The organism is Aliikangiella marina (assembly GCF_007004765.1).
Classification (GTDB): Bacteria; Pseudomonadota; Gammaproteobacteria; order Enterobacterales; family Kangiellaceae; genus Aliikangiella; species Aliikangiella marina.
In genome coordinates, this window is sequence record NZ_VIKR01000001.1 from 1,123,142 (window position 1) to 1,143,406 (window position 20,265).

A 20,265-nucleotide genomic window follows, 5' to 3' on the forward strand; every position below is an offset into this window, starting at 1 on the left:
AAAAGTTAATTAGCTGTCTAGCAACAAAAGCGATTAAGGATTTAGTCTTGTCTAAAGCGCTAGGTTGAGGCCAATTAAATCGAAATAAAGGTCGGTATGAGTCGCTGTCGTGTTATTTTTAAGATAATTTTTGTTGGATGACGAAAAAAACTAAAAAATGTCTAAAAAAAATTTTTTTGAAGGGAGAGAGTCTAAAGCTTATCCGGAATCATTTTTATTGGTAAATCATATTGATTACCATTGAAATTAAGCCGGAACTAACTGAGGCGCTCCGCTTAGGTTAGGGACATATTTTTGCACGCCAACATGAGAGTCTAATATCTCTTTAGCCGTCTCTACACAACGTCCACAGCAATTTCCAACACCGAGCTGACGAGTGATGTCTTTGAGCTTGGTGTGGCCATTATTTTTAGCTTCGATTATGTCGCTGTCGGTTACAGCATTACAAATACAAACGTACATAACTACCTCAAATCTTGATGAGAGTGATTATAGGAATCATTCTCATTTAAGTCAACACTTTAGTCGGGTTTTTCGTCATTTTTTAATCTATCTTTAACTAAAAATATGCGTATAATCTTTTTCTATTCAACTAGTTAACCAATTTAGGTGGTCTTAAAATGAAAGGTGATAAATCGATAAACGCTGAGCTAAATGGAGTATTGACCTACCTTTTAACCGGGATCAATCAATATTTTCTCCATTCTCGAATGTGTGAGAATTGGGGATTTGAAACGCTTAAAAAGAAAGACTACGACTACTCGATCTATTTAATGAAAGCCGCTGATAAGTTAATGAAGCGGATTCTCTTTTTAGAGGGCTTACCGAATCTTCAGGCACTCGGAAAATTGTACATCGGCGAGGACGTACCACAAATCCTTGATTGTAATATGAAGTTTGAAAATGAAGTCAGGGAATCTCTCGTTTCGGCAATCACAAGCTGCGAAGCGAAAGCTGACTACATCAGTAGAGAGTGCTTAGAATCAATCTTACATGAAGTTGAAGAACAAATTGACTGGCTTGAAGCCCAAATCGATCAAGTTGATAAGATGGGACTTGAAAACTACCTTCAATCTGCATCTTAAATCAGCCTACCAAAGTAGTAAGGACTAAAAAATGAAAGGTAATCAAAAAGTTATCGAACAATTACAGAATTTACTTGAATCAGAGCTTAGCGCATTTGATCAGTATTTCGTTCATGCCCGAATGTATGGCGACTGGGGCTACACAAAGCTCGAAGAGCGAATTTCTCATGAAGCGGAAGAAGAGCGTGAACATGCGCAGTTTTTAATCGACCGAATTTTGTTTTTAGAGGGAATCCCTGATCTCTCTAAAAGGGTTCCATTAAGAATCGGTAAAAATGTGCCTGAGATGATTCAAAACGATTTAGACTACGAGTACGAAGTCGCCGCCAAACTTAAAACAGCGATTGCTGTCTGTGAGTCAGAGAAAGACTACGTTTCTCGCCAGATTTTACTGAAACTTCTGTCAGATACAGAGGAAGATCACATGTATTGGTTGGAGCAACAGTTAGGCTTAATCGACAAAACTGGCCTAGAAAACTACCTTCAGAGCCAAATTTAAGTGTTTTGACTATTCTTTATTTGTCTTCATCTGCCGCGATTTTTTCGCGGCGTTTGACTCTTTCCTGCCATGCGCTAAGCACGTGCAAGCGCCAAAACAAGCGGATTCCAGCGTAACCAAGTAGCGCTGCAACTGTTCCACATATCAAACAGCCCAACAAGAACGGTTCCCAAATTGCTGATAAATTACTGGATAGCCAATCCCAGCTTAGCTCAAACTGAAACTCCGTCGATTCTTCTCTGAGCGTCCATACGCCCACTAGGTACGCAAAGCCAAAAATAAATGGCATAGTCAATGGATTGGTAACCCACACCAATGCCACTGAGATTGCGATGTTAGCCCTGAAAATAACGGCGCCACCTGCTGCTAGTAGCATTTGAAAGGGAACCGGAATAAAGGCACAAAATAATCCGACTAAAAACGCATGACCGACCGAAAAGCGCGTGAGGTGCCAGAGTTGTGGGTCATGGATAAGCTTGCCGAATACCTTGAGGAATCGATTGTCTTTAATCGAATCAGGATCAGGCAAATAGCGTTTGATGATTTTTCTCGCCATGACTTTAACAGCTGATAAACGGTGGGTTTTAAAAGTGGGCCAATTGTAGCGGCACATTCACTGAAATGTAAGTCTTTTAATGTTAGGAAATTATTACGAGACCAACAAATCGCCTGTTTGAAGCGAACCAGCCTGTCTAGATCCAGGTTTTATCTTAGGTGTTAATTAAAAATCAAATCGGTTTTTAGTTCGGTGATCATGACAATCGTTAAATTGTTACTTAAAGGAATTGCAGTTGTTTTTCTATGGAATGGGGTTTCTATTGGGGTGCACGAGTCTCTGGTTTATTGATAGTCAAGGACAGGCGTTGTTATTGCTGAGTGCTAGTTTAGCTACTTTTGTGTTTTGCTATGTAAGACGATTTACTAATCGCTTATTCATTGCATTTTTACTAGGTCTGCTATGGTCGTCCTTAAATATTGTGATTTGGGCTGAGCAAACACAAGCAATAGTTGAACGACCTAAGTCGAGCAAATTAACAGGTTACATTTGCAGTATTCCTGTTTACCAGATTGAATCGTGGCAATTTGATTTTTGTGCAAAAACGATTGACTCGGAACCGCTGAGTCACTTAAGCAGAAACCGGGTAAAAGTCCGTTGGGGAAAGTATGCAGTTGATCCCAGTACAACACCCAAAGCGGGTCAATTTTGGCGTTTTAATGTCAAGTTAAGACCGGTCCACTCAAAACTTAATCCCGCAAGTTTTGATTATGAACGATGGTTAATCAGTAACGGATTTATTGCAACTGCCTCGGTAAAGACAGAAGCAAGTCTAATGGAAGGCACTAGTCTTGCGAGTCGTTTTCATCGATGGCGACAATCTGTTTTTGAGCATTTGGAAGGGGTGCTTCCGCAAAGCCCTCAAAGGCCACTAATGCTCGCTTTGCTGCTGGGCGAAAGAAATGAAATATCACCCAGTCAGTGGCAGTTACTTCAGCAAACCGGGACTTCGCATTTACTCGCTATTTCAGGTCTGCATGTTGGTATCGCGAGCTTATGGAGTTACTGGATAATCAATTTCCTTTGGAAACGTTCAGCAACCTTGTGCCGCATGCTTCCTGCTTATCAAGCAGCACAGATCGCTTCACTGTGCGGAGCGATAATGGTTGTTTTGTTGAGTGGTATGGGTCTGCCTGCGCAACGAGCACTATTGATGTTATTGTTGTTTATTGGCGCACGACAAACGGGAATATATCTTTCGTTATCCAGCACAATTGGACTCGCGTTAATCGGAATTTTAATTTTAGATCCCTTTGCGCCATTAGCAACGAGCTTTTGGTTATCGTTTGGTGCTGTTTTAGTGATTGCGATCGTCGTTAATCGAAGTATCAGTCCTCGCAACAAATTATGGTCGTGGCTATCGGTTAATTGGTACCTCTATTTGGCAATGATTCCGATAGGATTGTTATTTTTTGAGGTTATTAGTTGGGTCGCCTTGATAGCCAATATTTTATTAATTCCGCTCACTAGTTTTGCTACCACGCCATTACTTTATATTGGAGGAATGCTATCAATTTTTAGCGAGCAATTTGCAAAATTCATATTTGTTCTAGCAGACTATCTGTTAATTTTAACCACCTGGGTTCAATCTAAAACTGCACAGTTAAATCCCAAAAGCCTATCCTTCGTTTTTAACTCAGTTGTTCTGATGATTTTTTTTGTTTTGCTGCTCGTTTCAGCATTTCCAAAGAAAAGTTTATCAAAATCACCCCTATTTGCTGGCTTGGTGATCATTTTACTGTATCAGAATAAACCAAGCATCCCCCCGAAGTTTGAAATGTGGGTGTTTGATATCGGTCAAGGTCTAGCCATTTTTGTGAACACCGCCCAGGGAAGCCTGTTGTATGACACTGGATGGGGAAACAGCGCGCATGCAACTGCGCAGTCCAGTGTAATACCTTATTTGAACAAAATGCGGATTAATACAATCAATCGTTTAGTGGTCAGTCACGGAGATGCCGATCACGCCGGTGGGCTGGGCGCGATATTAAACTCGCTAGACACACAAACAATTATTAGCGGCGAACCACTTGATTCGTATTCAAGCGAAAACTGTCATCACAAACGGCCCTGGCAGTGGGGAGACGTTAAATTCAAATTCTTACAACATAACCCGAATAATCAATGGCAAGGCAATAATAGCTCCTGTGTTCTTTCAATCACGGTTAACGGTTTTCGTATCCTGTTGCCAGGGGATATTGAGAAAAGCGCGGAAAACCGTTTAATTGCTCGTGGAATAGAAGCTTACGATGTCGTCATTGCCCCTCATCATGGGAGTAAAACGAGCTCTACTTGGTGGTTTGTTCGACACACATCGCCCAAACATGTCATTTTTTCAACAGGCTACGACAATCAATGGGGATTTCCCAAACAGTCTGTTGTTGAGCGTTATTTGCAAGCGCGTAGTAAGGTTTGGATAACTCATCGAGACGGAGCGATAAAGGTTACTATCGACCAAGCAGGAGGCCTTGAAGTCAGCAGTATGCGAGAAGAACACCCTCATTTTTGGCGATAGCTGGTTAATATCTGCACGATGCTTGAATTTTCTGGATAAAGTGCGCATTTGAAGAGTTCATTTCTTGATTATATCTTCCGCCTAGTTACAATTCTCTTAGCTTAAACCTCAACGGGTAATACAATTAACATAAGGTAGTTTTTCTGTATGATCGCATTATTTAAAGCCGGTGGATGGATAATGTTTCCAATCCTTCTTTGTTCAATCGCAGCCTTAGCAATTTGCGTTGAAAGAGGGTGGAGTTTACGCCGTTCAAGAATTACGCCTAAACACCTAGTGGCACAGGTTTGGACGTGGATAAAAAACAATCAACTTGACAAAAATAGGCTGAAAACACTCAAAAGTAGTTCTCCGCTTGGCGAAATACTCGCTGCCGGCTTAGTCAACCACGTGCATGGCCGAGAGACAATGAAAGAAAGTATTCAAGAAGCGGGCAGGCACGCTATATTAAGTTTAGAAAAGTATCTCAACACACTCGGTACCATTGCGTTGATTACTCCGTTACTCGGACTTCTGGGGACCGTGTTAGGTATGATTGACGTATTTACCGTCATCACGGTCCAAGGAACGGGTGATGCAAACGCGTTAGCGTCTGGTATTTCAGAGGCGTTAATTACTACTGCAACCGGTCTGACGGTAGCGATACCTGCGTTAATGTTCCACCGTCATTTTGAACGACGCGTGGAAGAATTGGTGACAGAGATGGAGCAAGAAGCGCTCAAAATGGTTGAAGTGCTTCATGGTGAAAGAGAAACTTTGAAAAGTTAAGTTTACGTTAAACTTAGCTGAAGGAAACATAAGTGCTCAAAAAAATTAAAAAGAGTGAAATCACAATTAACTTAACACCGCTCATCGATGTGGTGTTTCTGTTATTGATATTTTTTATGGTGACTACGAGTTTTACTCGAGAAACTCAAATAAAACTCGAGTTACCAAAAGCTGATGTCGAGCAGATGGATTCAGATCCTGAAGTCATTGAAATTAGTATTGACAAGGAGGGACGAATGTTTGTGAACGGCAAAGGGTTAGTTAATTCGCAAATTGACACCATTCAAAAAGCAATTCGTCCAATCTATGAACGAAATAAAAATGTGCCAGTAATCATCAGCGCTGATGCAAATGCAGCCTATCAATCGGTTGTTACTGCGATGGATGCAACATCGCAAATGGGTATCACTAATTTTAAAATGGCGACCCAGAGAACCGAGCAATGAGCAAAGAAAAAATTGAACAAGGAACGTTCAAGCGACTAGTCAAATATTTCACGGTCAGTCATTTACGCCTTGTATTAATCATCGCTATCCTCGGTAATATTATTTATGCTGCGATGGACGCTTGGTTTATTGCCTTATTCGAACCTTTAACCGATGAAGGTTTAGTCAATAATAATCTCGATATTATGCGCATGGCGCCATTAGTTATTTTAGGACTATTCACGGTACGAGGATTTGCAGGCATTGTCTCTAATTACTGTATGGCATGGGCCGGACAGAAAGTCGTACAAAAACTCAGAAACCAATTAGTTGATTCTTATTTGTTTTTACCGAGTCGGTTTTATGATGAAACAACCGCAGGAAAACTAATTTCTAAAGTCACTTTTAACACTCAGCAAGTAGCTAATGCTAGCGCTGAAGCCATTACCAAGCTGGTAAGAGAAGGCGCTTCGATAATTTTTGCCATTGTTTATATGTTCTCGACAGACTGGCGATTGGCAAGTATCTACTTTGTCGGCGTACCGATCATTGCTGTGCTCGTTGCGGTTACTAGCAAGCGTTTTAAAAACGTCAGCAAAAACATTCAAGATGCGATGGGAGATGTTACGCAAACCTCTCAAGAGATCGTTGAAGGTTTTCAGGTGATTAAAACCTTTAATGGCGAAGACTATGAGAAAAAAAGATTTTATGCTGTGGTCAACCGCAATCGCCAGCAAAACTTAAAGTTTATGTTGACCAGAGCGATAAGTGTTCCGTTAATTCAGTTAATCGCAGCCATTGCAATGTCACTAGTAGTGTATTACTCGGTGTTTTTATTTGAAGATGGTTCACTCTCGTCGGGCGAATTTGTTGCAATGTTTTTGATGATGGGTTTCGTATTTAAACCTCTTAAAAATATTTCAAACTTAAATAGTGTCATTCAACAAGGCTTAGCAGCCGCTCAAGATATATTCGCGACAATTGATCTTGAAAAAGAAATTGACTCCGGATTAGCAGAGTTAACATCAATGCCAAAGAAAATCGAGTTTAGCCACGTATCTTTTAGTTACGAGTCTTCAGATCGAAAAGTTATTGATGATGTATCTTTTGATGTCAATCAGGGCGAGACTGTTGCGCTGGTGGGTCATTCTGGTTCTGGAAAATCCACCTTAACTAATTTGTTACTGCGGTTTTATTCGCCTGACTCCGGCCAAATTTTATTCGACGGCCAATCCATTGAAAACTTTACGCTAGACTCGCTTCGAAGCAATGTCGCATTGGTGTCACAGCAAGTGACCTTATTCAATACCTCTGTAAAGGACAACATTGCCTATGGCCAAGAAACCATTGATGAAGCACGACTGATTGATGCTGCAGAAAAAGCCCATGCTTCGGAATTTATCGATAAACTATCGAAAGGATTTGATAGTTTAGTCGGGGAGAATGGCTCTAAACTCTCAGGTGGGCAACGACAGAGGTTAGCGATTGCGAGGGCGATTTATAAGAACGCTCCCTTGATCATTATGGATGAAGCTACTTCGGCTTTAGATACTAAGTCTGAGCGTCATATTCAAGCCGCAATGGAAGCGCTGACAAAAGACCGAACAACTTTAGTTATCGCTCATCGTTTATCTACCATAGAAAATGCTGACAAAATTATTGTCATGGATGCAGGCAAAATCGTCGAACAAGGTCAACACCAGGCGCTTCTCGCACTCAATGGGACTTATGCTAAACTTCATTCCACCCAATTTAGCGATGAATAGTGGATGTCAGCAGCGTCATCAATAGAAAAATATTGGTACAGTAACCATTGGTCTAAATGGTTACTATGGCCACTATCGGCTTGTCTATTCTTACTCACGGTTTTAAAACGCCAACTCTATCAACTAGGCATCAAACCATCAAAACGCATGTCGGTACCGGTTATTATTGTTGGTAACATCACAGTCGGAGGTACCGGTAAGACTCCCGCTATCGCTTATTTAAGTCGATTACTAACCAATAACAACTACAAAGTCGGCATCGTTAGCAGAGGATATCGAGCCCAAGCCGCGCATTTTCCTTTCTGGGTTACGGATTCGGATACCGCAGAGACTGTCGGTGATGAAGTCTATATGCTTAAAAAGCAACTCGAGTTGCCGATAGTTATCGGGCCAGATCGCAGCAAAGCGGTCGAATTGCTAATCAAGAAATCCGCTCCCGATATAATTTTGAGCGATGATGGACTTCAACATTATAAGATGGCTCGAGACTTTGAGTTACTTCTTGTCGATGGTGAGCGGGGATTCGGCAATCAACTCTGTCTTCCTTTTGGGCCCTTGAGAGAAACTATCGGTCGATTAAATTCAGTTGACTACATTATTCAAAATGGGGGAGAGCAAGCGCTGTTTCAACTTGAACAATTCCAAGATAAATTTTCTCATATCAAATTAGAAGTGAGCGGATTAATACATTTAAAAACAGGTGAATCAGTTTCTTTGGCCAATATAAAAAACAAATCGGTTAATGCCGTTTGCGGTATCGGTAATCCACAGCGTTTTTTTAATACACTTAACCCGCTTTGCCAACAGCTAAAGCGCTATTCGTTTCAAGATCACCATACCTTTAAGATGCAAGACTTTGCGGAAATGAACGATGATATAATCATTATGACCGAAAAAGATGCCGGTAAATGTCAATCATTCGCAAAAGATAATTGGTATTATCTTACCGTCAGGATGAAGTTGGATGATCTACAAGCATCAAAATTACTTGCATCAATCAAACGGAAAATTAGGAGACAATGATGGACAAAAATCTATTCGATATTTTGGTTTGTCCTTTGTGTAACAGTAAACTCAGTTTAGCGAAAGACGAAAAACAATTAATTTGTAAGTTTGATCGTTTAAGCTTTCCTTTTGACGAAGAGATACCGGTGCTAATTCCCGATAGAGCGACCAGCTTAACTAAAGCGCAGTTGGATGAAATCAATGGCTGACTTTCATGTGATCATTCCTGCGAGGCTTCAATCAACACGCCTAGAAGCCAAAGCGCTTAAACTTATCGGTGACAAACCGATGATTCACCACGTTTGCGAACAGTCTCAACTCAGCGGTGCCAAAACTGTCACTGTGGCTACAGATGATCATACGATTTTAAAATCTGTTGAAAGCGCCGGTTATCAAGCGGTAATGACTCGGGCTGATCATGCATCTGGAAGTGACCGCGTATTTGAAGCTGCAGAAATTATCGGTTTAGCAAATGAAGACAGCATCGTTAATGTTCAAGGCGACGAACCATTTATTCCTCCAAGCAATATTAGACTGGTTGCTTCTTTGCTCGACACTAACGCTAATATGGCGACTCTATGTTGCCCAATAAAAACGGCTGATGAAGCGCTCGACCCAAATGCGGTTAAAGTGATATTTAATACTCAGGGCCAAGCGATTTATTTTTCACGTTCGTTGATTCCTTACAATCGAAATCAACAAGTAGAGAGGGGCAAGCCGTTAGCTAGCAGTTATTATCGTCACATTGGGATCTACGCCTATCGTAAGTCATTTTTAAAGTCATTTATTAATTGGCCACAAAGTAAATTAGAAAAGACGGAATCACTAGAACAACTGCGAGTACTAGAAAACGGTGCCAGCATAGCAATATCACCCTTAACTGAGATGCCACCTCCAGGAGTCGATACACCTGAAGATCTTGAAAAGGCCCGCGTTTATTATGCGTCTTTAACCTCAAATTAATTAAGGAATACAATGAATCACTCAGTATTATTTGTTTGTTTGGGGAATATTTGTCGCTCGCCGACTGCAGAAGGTGTGTTTAGAAAACTCGTTGAAGAAGCTCATCCGGATAATCAACTAATAATCGATTCTGCTGGAACCACGGGCTACCATGCCGGTGAGCATGCTGATAGTCGAGCAATATCTGCTGCTAAGAACAGAGGCTATGATCTTAGTAAGATTTTGTCGAGACAAGTGAGAGAAAGCGATTTTCACGAGTTTGACTTTATTATTGCAATGGATAGGGAAAATTATCGCAACTTGAAACATTTGGCGGTACAGACCGGCAATGAATGTTACATTGATAAAATTAGATTATTTTTAACGTATTCACAACAAGCGGCCTATCAAGAAGTTCCTGATCCTTACTATGGTGGTGCAAAAGGATTTGATTTAGTCATTGATTTAATTGAAGACGCTTCACATGGTTTAATTAAACAATTAAGCGTGAAATAGGTAACTCACTCATGTGCAATCGATCAATCTAATCGGAGTCCAGCAGTAACCACAAATCCTTTAAAAGAATTCAAAAAAAAAGCCTCGTTTAACGAGGCTTTTTTTTTGCTGATTAACTTAACTTTCTTCAGGCGCTGCAGGTTTTGCCATCGGGCTAAAACTTTTATTTTGCGTCTCAGGCTCTGCTACTGCTTGCGTAACCATTATTCCATCTTCAAACTTTGGTGCTTCAAAAGTTTTCTCTAATGCAGGGATCGGTTCGGCTGCAATCGGTTTAGTTGCCGGAGAAAAAGATTTATATTCAACCGGCTTCGCTACGGGTTGAGTGGGTGTATCCGGCTTAGCTTCAGCTTGTATTGAAGGTGTTACTATTTCTTGCTTTTCTTCTTCATTCACTGTGGCTTCTTTTGTATCACTATCCGGTTGAGATTCAGTTTCTACTTCCACTGTAGTGTCTGGTGCTGAATCAGTCGTTTCAACGACATCCGCTTGAGAAGTACTCGTTGAGTCTTGAAGCTCTGATTTATTGTCTTGCACACTCGCTTGTGCAGCTAGTTCTGTATTGACAGCTGATGCATCTACCTGTTCGCTCACGGGAGCGACAGCAGGCTTAGATTGGTCTCGCATAGTATCGGTTTGCTGTTCGCTTACCGGTTGAGATACAGCGACGTTTGCTTCTACTTTTTTCTCAGCAACACTCTCTGGTTTTGATTGAGTTTCTTTGGTTTGTTCGGCTTTTGCTACAGTGCTGTTTACTGCTTCATTTTTATCAATGGCTTGTCTCGCTACAGCAGTATCCGTCAAATTATGACTACTGACCGATTGAGATGACGCTTTAGCGACCGAAGACCGCTCAACAGAAACCGAATCATTTTTCGCTTCGACTGCTTTTTGATTGTTTCGCGGTTTTTGCGATCGTTGCGGTTTCTGATCGGTCGAACTGGAATCGTTAGCTTGCGAATTTTTTATATGTTCGGCGCGGTTTTGTGCCTGAACTTTCTGCCGTTCTTCGCGAGACTTTCGAGCTGGTCGCTCTTTGCGACGATTTTGTTGATCATTCTTCGCCGCATCTTTTTGTCTGTTATCTTGCTGTTTGTTGTCTTGTTGTCTGTTGTCCGGCTGTTTTTTGTCAGTTTGTTGAGCACGGCCTTTTTTCGGCTGACGCTTTTGACGTTTATCATCAGCTTGCTTGCGTTGTTGCGACGGCTTTTTATTATCCGTCTTTTCATTTTTATCGTCGCGCTTTTTACCTTGGTGTTGCTTACGACGATAATTGCGAGAGCGGTTGCGATCGTTTCGACCACCGCGACGTTTTTGATTGCGTCGCCCGCGTTTGTTTTTCTTCTCTTCTTTGCCAAAGAGCGATTGCCATAAACGGGCGAACAATCCAGGTTTCTTTTCTTCCTTCTTAACATGAGTTGGTGCTGAATCAGCGACAACACTTGTTACTGCTGGTTGCTCTGCGGGCTTAGTGGCTTGTACATCGCTGCTAGTCGTCACAAACTCTAGTTGTGGTTGAACTGGAACCTCATAGGTCGATCCTTCCAGCTTTTCGTCGCCACGCATCCGTACGATTTCATAATTTGGCGTATCCATATAGGGATTTGGGATTACGTATATCTGTACTTTTTGGCGTTTCTCGATGGCGTGAATTATTTTGCGCTTCTCGTTCAACAAGAAAGTTGCCACTTCAACTGGCAATTGCGCCTGAACTGAGGTGGTTAATTCTTTTGTCGCTTCTTCTTCTAATAACCTGAGTATCGAGAGTGCCATTGACTCGATACCACGAACGACTCCGGTTCCCGCACAGCGTGGACAGACATGATTGGCTGACTCACTTAAAGAGGGTTTAAGTCTTTGGCGCGACATTTCAAGTAACCCAAAGCGTGAAATCTTACCTACCTGCACTCGTGCGCGGTCTCGCGTAAGGGCTTCTTTAAGGACTGATTCTACTTCGCGCTGGTTTTTAACTGGCGACATATCGATGAAATCGATAACGATTAAGCCGCCCATATCGCGTAGGCGGAGTTGACGAGCAATCTCTTGTGCCGCTTCTTTATTAGTTTGTAGTGCAGTTTCTTCAATATCAGCACCTTTCGTGGCACGTGCCGAGTTAATATCGATGGAAACTAATGCCTCTGTTGGGTCGATGACGATAGAACCACCTGATGGAAGTCTCACTTCTCTTTGGTAAGCGGTTTCTATTTGAGTTTCAATTTGATAGCGATTGAAAAGCGGAATTTCACGATCTTCATTGAGTTTTACACGGTTTTCAAAAGCAGGGCGAATGAAGCGAATGCGATCTTTAACTTTGTCAAAAACTTCGCGTTTATCAACGATGATTTCGCCGATATCAGAGCGTAAGTAATCCCGTAACGCGCGCATGATAACATCGCTTTCTTGATGAATTAGGAATGGAGCAGGGCGCGCATCTGCAGCTTCTTTGATCGCTTTCCAAAGGTTCTGTAGAACATTCATATCCCACTCGAGCTCTTCGGCATTTCTGCCGACACCTGCAGTCCTGACGATGCATCCCATGCCTTTAGGAGTCTGAATATTGCGCATCGCGGCACGCAATTCTTCGCGTTCTTCACCTTCAATTCGGCGTGATATCCCACCGGCACGCGGATTGTTTGGCATCAGAACCAAATAGCATCCTGCGAGACTAATGAAGGTTGTTAGCGCTGCGCCTTTGTTACCTCTTTCTTCCTTGTCGATTTGAACAATAACTTCCTGACCTTCCTTAACGGCATCTTTAATATTGGGGCGACCACGAAAGTTCTTCTCAGCGAAGTATTCTCTAGAAATTTCTTTTAATGGCAGGAATCCATGTCTTTCAGCGCCGTAATCAACAAATGCTGCTTCGAGGCTAGGCTCTACACGGGTTATTTTTCCTTTATAGATGTTGGCCTTTTTTTGTTCTCTGCCAACCAGTTCAATGTCCAAATCAAACAGTCTTTGACCATCAACTAATGCAACACGAACCTCTTCTGGCTGAGTTGCGTTAATTAACATACGTTTCATATAGGTTTATCTCTCACGTTTTTTATTGAGGAGAAAGCAACAACGCGGAGAATTTACGAGAGGGACTGCCGAGATTAAGTTAAAAGTATAGATAGCTTTGTTTATTGTTTTTAATGCAATACTCGTTTCTGAGTCTATTAAATGCTTTTAAATCAATAAGTTAGTTGTGGCGCTTCAGGGACGCAATTGTCGGGTTGTTTCACCAGCCAGAAGGGCCGTACTAAAATCTATCGCTGCAAAATCTGCAGCCCATTGTTTAACTATTGTTCGTCCAGGTCTTATGACCTTCAAAATTCTTTTTGCGTGGCTTTCTGCCTAGTATGCCCATTCATTTTTCGTTGAATTTAACGAGTGTTTTAATTCAACAGCACAAATTGGGCGTTTAATTCACCGTTGTTTGATTGAACTTTACTAAAAGCGTTCTTACTTTCAAACAGCGATTATCATAATCTTGTCTACAGAGCATTAAACTCGCTAGTCTTAGACGTCAGTCTTTGGACTTGGTTATTAATAGTCGCTCTGTAAGAGGTAATCAGGTTCTTCAAGCTTGACTACGTGAATTTTTTAAACAATTCCGTCGCTTATAAGCTGGTTTGTTACCTCATATTTGCAGCGCCAAAAATGCGTCATAAACGACATAAATCAGCTATTCTGCTAGCGGTTGAACTATAGCAGTAATAATCTGTACCTTCAATTTTTAGCTAAAAAAATATTGAAAACTCAGTCAATTAGATGATTTTTGATTATAATTTAACCGTCCCGAGGTTATTTATTAAGCATTTTATAATTTAGCAACAATTAATATTCACCATCTGGTCCAATTGCACGCTATTTTGAATTTCCCTATAATCTGCGCAGGTTTTGCTTATGCGAGTAAAACCAAAGAAACCTACCCGATTTAAAAGCAGGCTTTAGCGTTGCTTTTACCCATCCATTTTCCGGAGCGAACAGTGAACTATACCGATACAGTCAACAGCCTTTCTCCTCATATGATCGAAAAGTTAAAAACAGCGATTGAACTCGGTCGTTGGGAAAACGGTGACAAGCTGACATCTGAACAGGTCGAGTCAGCGATGCAAGCTGTTATGTTGTGGGAAGCGCAAAACGTTGGCAATCAAAATGATGAGCCGTTTGTTGTTGGTAAGGATGGCGAGATGTATACCGGGAAGGGTGAAAGTCATAAAACGGCTCAATCGCCGAAAGTCGATGAGCAGGCAGTTATTATAAAAAATAAGGTTTAATGAATGTTAAAAACAGTTGTTCGCAAGGAGCACAAGAATGACTGGGAAAAGCGCACTGCGTTAATCCCTTCATGTGCCGCTGAATTGGTTGAAAAAGGTTTCCCAATCAGCATCGAGCCCAGTGAAATTAGAGTGTTTTCAGATTCTGACTACGCTGCAGCTGGCGTCCCAACCAACGGTTGTCCGGAAAATGGACAGTTTATTGTTGGTATCAAAGAACCCCCAGTGGATTCAATTCAACCGCAACAAGTTCACTTGGCTTTTTCGCATACTATCAAAGGCCAAGACTATAATATGCGCCTGTTGCAAAAATTCATCGACCAAAAAGCGACTTTGATAGACTATGAACCTATTGTCGATGAAAACGGCGAGCGAACCATTGCGTTTGGACGTTTCGCCGGTATTGCTGGTGCGATTGATAGTTTTATGGTCGCGGGTAAGAAGCTTCAAGCACGCAACCAAGAGACTTGCCTTTCGCAAGTGAAACAAACTTGGCAATATCGCTCAATCGATGAGATCAAAGCCTCATTTGCGCAAATAGATGTTAATCAGGGCAAACCAGTTCAGGTATTAATCGTTGGAACAGGCAAGGTGGGTAAAGGCTCAGAAGAGGTTTGTCAGTGGTTGGGACTCCCAAAAATCGATATCCAAACTTTACTCGACAATAAGCCACCTGCGGGGAGTTGGTACGCTGTCGCTAGCAGTCGCCATATTAACCGTCGCAAAGACGGGCAAGCATTTGATATGCAAGATTTTATTGAAAAAGGGGCTGAAGCTTATGAAAGCGCTTTTGATCAATTACTGGGAAAGTTTGACATTCTGCTACAGACACCTTACTGGACCGAAAAGTATCCTAAGCATTTAGATCGCAACCGCATGCTTGAACATCAAGCCAATCTTCCTATGGTCGTCGGTGATATCAGTTGCGATATTAACGGTTCACTGGAATGCACTACTAAAGCTTCAGATATTGACACTCCCGCATTTACCTATGATGTAGCTAGCGGGACTTCTCATGATGGTATCTCTGCTGAAGGAATCAGCGTGATGAGCATTGATAATTTGCCTTGTGAATTGTCACGCGACGCATCGGAGCATTTCTCAGATGTTCTCCGCGGGTATATGAATAATCTGATGTCAATCGAATTAGACAAGCCTTTCGAAGATTGCGGTTTGATTCCGGAGTTGTCTCGTGCGGTTATTGTGTATAATGGCCAGTTGACGCCTTCTTTTCAGTATTTACAAGCTTATCTTGACGAACATAACCAATAAGTTCTGTCGCTAAAACCATCAGGCACAACTCCTCACGTTTATTGGGGAGTTGAGCCAAGTGTCATTGAAGATTCTTGTCATAGACCGTTCACGACATCAATTAACTAATGCAATTTAGCGCTAAAAAAGTTTAAAATTGCTTTGAGTTGTTTATAAAAAGGAGTGACGGGGTTCACACTTTTTTCTAATGGCGTTATTTTAATCGGTGAGAGATAGTGTTTGATGGTTTTTTAAGCTACCATCATCTCAGGGAAAGATATTAAGAAGTTAATTAATATGAGTTACATAAGTCGTCGTTTTAGTATTGTAATTGTCATTGCTGGTTTGATTTCCATGGTTGCCTGTGGCGGAGGCAGCGGAGGAAGTGAGCAAGTCGATCAGAAAAGCTTCTTGATCTTAAATGTTACCGATGCGCCAGTAGACGATGCGACTGAGGTCGTTGTTGAATTTACTGGGGTCGAAATTAAGCCTGCTGCTGGCGATGCAATCAGTTTTGATTTCAATCAACCTCGACAAATCGATCTATTGGCCCTACAAGGCGATAACTCCGAACCGCTGTTAAACGGTGTTGAAGTTGACTCAGGCCAATACAATTGGATTAGACTGAAAGTTAATGCTCAGCGAAATACCCTAGACTCTTATATCACACTGAATGATGGCAGTACTTTTTCATTGTTTGTGCCAAGCGGCGATCAACGGGGACTACAGCTAAACGGCGGCTTTTTGGTACCATTAGGACAGTCTGTTTCTTTCACAATTGATTTTGATTTACGCAAATCGGTCATCAACCCGCCAGGTCAAAGCAACGACTATTTTCTTAAGCCTACGCTAAAGCTTATCGATAACACTCAAATCAGCACCATTCGTGGCACGGTAGATGCGAGCGTTATAAACGATGCCGCATGTAATGAAGGCGTTGCGGTTTATTTGTTTCAAGGTTTAGATTTCACACCTGATGATGAGGGCAGTGCTAACTCGCCATTTACTAGCAGCCTTGTTAGCCTAGACAATGGTACTTATCGCTTTGTTGTCGGTTTTCTTCCTCCGGGTGATTACACTTTAGCTTTAACCTGCGATGCTGATCTTGATGATCCTGAATCTGATGATGATATTACTTTTATCGCCACTCAAAATATTTCGACACTAGCGAACCAAGCCTATCAGGTAGCCTTCGAATAATTGGAACTGAATAATAGAAACCCCCAGAGATCGCTCTGGGAGTTTGTTTTAGGAAAGTTTTTTCTGTTTGTCATTTCATTTTTCTAGTATCAATTAACTTTCGTTTTACACTGCTTTCTATTGTTGATTGTTTCAGCTAATGAAAGTCTCTTGAATGTCTTCTAAACTCGGGTAATCGATCACTAATATCTTCAATATACCCTGCGATTACATGGACAACTTTTCTCTCTCTTTCTATTTTTCCTTTGATAAGCAATAGACGACTAGCCATTATCGGTTTACGAAATTTTTCTACCGTATTTTTCCAGACAATAATATTCATATTACCGGTTTCATCTTCTAAAGTTAAAAATAAAACACCGGCCGCAGTACCCGGTCTTTGTCGGCAAGTTACGACTCCCGCAACTTTGACAAACTGGCCTTGCTGCATACTCTTAAGTTGGTCTGCTTTTTTACATTTTTCTATCCAATGGTTACTGCGCAGTATCGCAAGCGGGTGTTGGTTGAGGGTTAACCCTAATGTTTGATAATCCGTCATGACATCTTCAACCAGAGTTGGAGGCTGAATTTGATCCTCTAACTCGTTGGATGGTTTGTCTTCAGCATCTAACTGAGTTAATAAGGGTTTGTTTTCTTCAATGGCTAGTGATTGCCACTGCGCTTGGTATCGATGTTCCGCTAGTCTAGGTAACGTATTCGCACGAACCAACGCGTCTCTTTCAGTCGCATTTAGCTTTCCTCTAAAGACAAGATCCTTAATGTTTGAAAACTGACGAACTTTACGTTCTGCGCATAGCCGATTAGCCGCATCTTGATTAAAGCCTTTGACTAAATGCATACCCAAGCGAATAGCTATGGGTTTGTCAGTAGGGTAGTTTTTTATTAATTGAGCATACTGATGGGTTTGTTGCTCAAACTCATCTTTGAAGATCACTAAAGAGTCCCATTGACTGTAATCAACATCCACTGCCAATACAATAATACGGTGACGTTTAGCATCTTGGATAAGTTGTGAAGGACTATAAAACCCCATTGGCTGACTATTCAATAAAGCGCAATAAAATGCTGCAGTATGATGACGTTTTAACCATGAAGAGAAGTAAGCTAGGATAGCAAAGCTTGCTGAGTGCGATTCGGGAAAACCATAGCTTCCAAACCCTTTCATCTGTTCAAAAACACGCTCGGCATATTGCCTTGAATAGCCTCTTGCTAGCATGCCATTAATTAATTTATCTTGAAACTGATAGAGATCACCATTGCGCCCCCAGGACGCCATTGCTCTTCGAAGTTGATCGGCTTGGCCACCACTAAACCCCGCTGCAACCATAGCCAACTTAATGACTTGCTCTTGAAAAATAGGGACACCCAAAGTTCGCTTTAAAACTTGTTTTATTTCTTCATTGGGGTATTCGGTTGGGATTTCACCATTACGACGTTTCAAATAAGGGTGAACCATATTCCCCTGAATAGGGCCGGGTCTAACAATGGCTATTTGAATAACCAAGTCATAAAAGCATTGGGGCTTTAACCTCGGGAGCATACTCATTTGCGCTCGCGATTCAATTTGAAAAACGCCGACAGTATCAGCGTTACATAGCATCTTATATGTTAGCGGATCTTCTTTTGGTATGTTTTGAAGATTTTTTATATCGGAGTAGTTCGCCGTCATCTGCAAACATTTTCTGATCATAGTTAACATGCCTAACCCAAGTACATCAATCTTTAACAAGCCGAGCGCTTCGATATCGTATTTGTCCCACTGAATAACTGTTCTATCTGCCATTGTTGCATTTTCAACGGGGACTAAATGTGACATGGGGCGTTGCGTAATAATAAAACCGCCAACATGCTGGGAGAGATGACGAGGAAACCTTAGTATACTCATAACCAATTCAAAAAAATGGTTTGCGAGTAGGCCATCTCGGGTAAGATTTATTTCGTCAAAGTATTTTTGCAAAGACTGCGGCTTGTCCCACCAGGCAAGTGATTTACTGAGATAATCGACGATAGGTTCATCAATTCCTAAAGCCTTACCGATATCACGAATAGCACTTTTTAGTCGATAGGTAACCACCGTTGCTGCTAAGGCAGCTCTTTCTCTTGAGTATTTTTTATAAATATACTGAATAACTTCTTCGCGACGTTGGTGTTCAAAGTCTACATCAATATCCGGTGGCTCATCACGTTCCTCAGAAATAAACCGTTCAAATAACAAATCACTTTGTGCCGGGTCTACCTCAGTAATAAATAAGCAGTAACAAACCGCGGAATTTGCCGCGGAACCACGTCCTTGGCATAGAATTCCTTTACTTCTTGCAAATTGCACAATATCAAAAACCGTCAGAAAATAATGTTCATATTTAAGCTTATTGATAACGGATAATTCATATTCAATTTGCAGGTTAACTTTTTCTAGTATTCCATTAGGCCAGCGTTTTTTTGCACCATCTTCAACTAACTGACGCAAATAGTCTGAAGGAGATATTTCCTTAGGAAGAATTTCATCGGGATATTCATAACGCAATTCATCAAGTGAAAAGTGGCATAAGTCTGCAACTTTCTGTGTTTCTATCAGCAAGTTTGATGGATAAAGCTTGCTCAAACGATGGAGACTTCTTAGATGTTGCTCGGCATTGGCGATTAGTTTTTTACCCAAGTTTTGTACCGAACAATTATTTCTGATAGCGGTCAAACAGTGTTGTAAGCGTAAGCGTTTTTTATCATGCATTAAGATGGCATTTTGAGCTACCACCGGTAGTTGAAATTGCTTTGCCAATTTAAAACAATGAGTATAATTAAAGTAATCTTCTGCGGTTAATAGTCTTTGATAACCAACCCATAGCCGGTTAGCAAAAATATCCTGTACTGCTTTTAACTGCTTGCATGAAATTTCGAAATTGTTCGTTGGTATCCAAATAGCTAAGCAACGCGAAATATGCAAAGCAAAATCTTTTAACTCAACTTGATAATCACCTTTTTCCGCTCTACGTCTCGCTAAAGTGATTAGTGAAGATAATTCAGCATAAGCTTCCCGACAAGGGCAAAGGAGGATAAGTTGAAGTTTGAAATTTTTGTTCCACGCAATTGTAAATCGAGAGCCTATAATTAAATGGAATAGTTTAGCGATATTAGATTGTTGATTATGTGCTTTAGTGGCGACATGCGCTCTTACTACCCCCGCCAACGAACACTCGTCAGTTATAGCTATCCCTGAGTAGCCTAACTTAATTGCTGTCTCAACAAGCTCTTCAGGATGAGATGCGCCGGTTAAGAAACTAAAATTGGTTGTTGTATTAAGTTCGTAGTATTGCAATGAATTTATCTCTTATCGTTCAATTTGTCTCTTATCGTTCAATTTGTCTGCGTTCTATTGGGCTGCCTGTTTTTTCCTTACAATAAGATAAGTAATATTACCTCACTTATAGAGAAAGAAGTCTGATATGCAACACTTTCGTCGGTAGACGAAGGGCAA

17 protein-coding genes are annotated in these 20,265 nt (G+C 41.3%); 13 read left to right on the top strand and 4 right to left on the bottom strand.

Annotated features, from left to right (window positions below):
• Positions 1-246: 246 nt before the first annotated feature.
• A complete protein-coding gene (locus FLL45_RS04940; RefSeq protein ID WP_142940867.1) occupies positions 247-462 on the bottom strand; it encodes a bacterioferritin-associated ferredoxin in 216 nt (71 codons plus the stop codon).
• A 158-nt stretch (positions 463-620) separates the two neighbouring features.
• Here FLL45_RS04940 and bfr (FLL45_RS04945) point away from each other — a divergent pair, with 158 nt between their 5' ends.
• Positions 621-1,085: a bacterioferritin gene (bfr, locus tag FLL45_RS04945; protein WP_142940868.1), complete on the top strand. Its 465-nt coding sequence runs from the start codon at positions 621-623 to the stop codon at positions 1,083-1,085.
• Between the two features lie 31 nt (positions 1,086-1,116).
• The gene (gene bfr / locus FLL45_RS04950) at positions 1,117-1,584 is read left to right on the top strand and encodes a bacterioferritin (RefSeq protein ID WP_142940869.1); all 468 of its coding nucleotides are present in this window, start codon (positions 1,117-1,119) and stop codon (positions 1,582-1,584) included.
• Positions 1,585-1,600: 16 nt separating this feature from the next.
• On the opposite strand, the gene FLL45_RS04955 is transcribed toward bfr (FLL45_RS04950), so the two are convergent.
• Positions 1,601-2,140 carry a DUF2062 domain-containing protein gene (locus tag FLL45_RS04955; protein ID WP_142940870.1) on the bottom strand — a complete coding sequence of 180 codons (540 nt, stop codon included), beginning with the start codon at positions 2,138-2,140 and terminating at the stop codon, positions 1,601-1,603.
• A gap of 235 nt (positions 2,141-2,375) precedes the next feature.
• On the opposite strand from FLL45_RS04955, the gene FLL45_RS04960 reads away from it, so the two are divergent.
• The 8 genes from FLL45_RS04960 to FLL45_RS04995 all read left to right on the top strand — a co-directional run bounded on the left by FLL45_RS04960 (position 2,376) and on the right by FLL45_RS04995 (position 10,077).
• Entirely contained in the window at positions 2,376-4,655 is a 2,280-nt protein-coding gene (locus FLL45_RS04960; protein ID WP_142940871.1) for a DNA internalization-related competence protein ComEC/Rec2, read from the top strand.
• 147 nt (positions 4,656-4,802) lie between these two features.
• On the top strand, positions 4,803-5,423 hold the full coding sequence (locus FLL45_RS04965; protein ID WP_142940872.1) for a MotA/TolQ/ExbB proton channel family protein: 621 nt from the start codon (positions 4,803-4,805) through the stop codon (positions 5,421-5,423).
• A gap of 32 nt (positions 5,424-5,455) precedes the next feature.
• On the top strand, positions 5,456-5,869 hold the full coding sequence (locus FLL45_RS04970; RefSeq protein ID WP_142940873.1) for an ExbD/TolR family protein: 414 nt from the start codon (positions 5,456-5,458) through the stop codon (positions 5,867-5,869).
• A complete protein-coding gene (gene msbA, locus FLL45_RS04975; protein WP_142940874.1) occupies positions 5,866-7,614 on the top strand; it encodes a lipid A export permease/ATP-binding protein MsbA in 1,749 nt (582 codons plus the stop codon). The genes FLL45_RS04970 and msbA overlap by 4 nt, the downstream gene beginning before the upstream one ends.
• A 3-nt stretch (positions 7,615-7,617) precedes the next feature.
• Positions 7,618-8,637, top strand: coding sequence for a tetraacyldisaccharide 4'-kinase (gene lpxK, locus FLL45_RS04980; RefSeq protein WP_142940875.1), 1,020 nt, complete (start codon positions 7,618-7,620; stop codon positions 8,635-8,637).
• The gene (locus FLL45_RS04985; protein WP_142941162.1) at positions 8,637-8,828 is read left to right on the top strand and encodes a Trm112 family protein; all 192 of its coding nucleotides are present in this window, start codon (positions 8,637-8,639) and stop codon (positions 8,826-8,828) included. The genes lpxK and FLL45_RS04985 overlap by 1 nt, the downstream gene beginning before the upstream one ends.
• Positions 8,821-9,582, top strand: a complete 762-nt coding sequence (gene kdsB / locus FLL45_RS04990; protein WP_142940876.1) for a 3-deoxy-manno-octulosonate cytidylyltransferase — start codon at positions 8,821-8,823, stop codon at positions 9,580-9,582. The genes FLL45_RS04985 and kdsB overlap by 8 nt, the downstream gene beginning before the upstream one ends.
• A 12-nt stretch (positions 9,583-9,594) precedes the next feature.
• The gene (locus FLL45_RS04995) at positions 9,595-10,077 is read left to right on the top strand and encodes a low molecular weight protein-tyrosine-phosphatase (RefSeq protein WP_142940877.1); all 483 of its coding nucleotides are present in this window, start codon (positions 9,595-9,597) and stop codon (positions 10,075-10,077) included.
• A 117-nt stretch (positions 10,078-10,194) separates the two neighbouring features.
• Here FLL45_RS04995 and rne read toward each other — a convergent pair whose 3' ends face one another.
• Positions 10,195-13,101 (bottom strand): ribonuclease E, encoded by a 2,907-nt coding sequence (rne, locus tag FLL45_RS05000; RefSeq protein ID WP_210247112.1) that lies wholly within the window; start codon positions 13,099-13,101, stop codon positions 10,195-10,197.
• Between the two features lie 950 nt (positions 13,102-14,051).
• Between rne and FLL45_RS05005 the strand changes: the two genes are divergently transcribed.
• The 3 genes from FLL45_RS05005 (at position 14,052) to FLL45_RS05015 (ending at position 16,793) form a co-directional block, all read left to right on the top strand.
• A complete protein-coding gene (locus tag FLL45_RS05005) occupies positions 14,052-14,342 on the top strand; it encodes a DUF1315 family protein (RefSeq protein WP_142940878.1) in 291 nt (96 codons plus the stop codon).
• Between the two features lie 3 nt (positions 14,343-14,345).
• Positions 14,346-15,614 carry a Rossmann-fold NAD(P)-binding domain-containing protein gene (locus FLL45_RS05010; RefSeq protein WP_142940879.1) on the top strand — a complete coding sequence of 423 codons (1,269 nt, stop codon included), beginning with the start codon at positions 14,346-14,348 and terminating at the stop codon, positions 15,612-15,614.
• A 276-nt stretch (positions 15,615-15,890) separates the two neighbouring features.
• Positions 15,891-16,793: a DUF4382 domain-containing protein gene (locus tag FLL45_RS05015; protein WP_142940880.1), complete on the top strand. Its 903-nt coding sequence runs from the start codon at positions 15,891-15,893 to the stop codon at positions 16,791-16,793.
• 136 nt (positions 16,794-16,929) lie between these two features.
• Here FLL45_RS05015 and FLL45_RS05020 read toward each other — a convergent pair whose 3' ends face one another.
• The gene (locus FLL45_RS05020) at positions 16,930-20,106 is read right to left on the bottom strand and encodes an error-prone DNA polymerase (protein WP_142940881.1); all 3,177 of its coding nucleotides are present in this window, start codon (positions 20,104-20,106) and stop codon (positions 16,930-16,932) included.
• Between the last annotated feature and the right edge of the window lie 159 nt (positions 20,107-20,265).

Bases quoted from the DNA above. Each gene is read 5' to 3' on its own strand.
- FLL45_RS04995 (WP_142940877.1), top strand. From the start codon at position 9,595: ATGAATCACTCAGTATTATTTGTTTGTTTGGGGAATATTTGTCGCTCG.
- bfr (WP_142940869.1), top strand. From the start codon at position 1,117: ATGAAAGGTAATCAAAAAGTTATCGAACAATTACAGAATTTACTTGAA.
- FLL45_RS05010 (WP_142940879.1), top strand. From the start codon at position 14,346: ATGTTAAAAACAGTTGTTCGCAAGGAGCACAAGAATGACTGGGAAAAG.
- kdsB (WP_142940876.1), top strand. From the start codon at position 8,821: ATGGCTGACTTTCATGTGATCATTCCTGCGAGGCTTCAATCAACACGC.
- FLL45_RS05015 (WP_142940880.1), top strand. From the start codon at position 15,891: ATGAGTTACATAAGTCGTCGTTTTAGTATTGTAATTGTCATTGCTGGT.
- msbA (WP_142940874.1), top strand. From the start codon at position 5,866: ATGAGCAAAGAAAAAATTGAACAAGGAACGTTCAAGCGACTAGTCAAA.
- bfr (WP_142940868.1), top strand. From the start codon at position 621: ATGAAAGGTGATAAATCGATAAACGCTGAGCTAAATGGAGTATTGACC.
- lpxK (WP_142940875.1), top strand. From the start codon at position 7,618: ATGTCAGCAGCGTCATCAATAGAAAAATATTGGTACAGTAACCATTGG.
- FLL45_RS04985 (WP_142941162.1), top strand. From the start codon at position 8,637: ATGGACAAAAATCTATTCGATATTTTGGTTTGTCCTTTGTGTAACAGT.
- FLL45_RS04940 (WP_142940867.1), bottom strand. From the start codon at position 462: ATGTACGTTTGTATTTGTAATGCTGTAACCGACAGCGACATAATCGAA.
- FLL45_RS04955 (WP_142940870.1), bottom strand. From the start codon at position 2,140: ATGGCGAGAAAAATCATCAAACGCTATTTGCCTGATCCTGATTCGATT.
- FLL45_RS04965 (WP_142940872.1), top strand. From the start codon at position 4,803: ATGATCGCATTATTTAAAGCCGGTGGATGGATAATGTTTCCAATCCTT.
- rne (WP_210247112.1), bottom strand. From the start codon at position 13,101: ATGAAACGTATGTTAATTAACGCAACTCAGCCAGAAGAGGTTCGTGTT.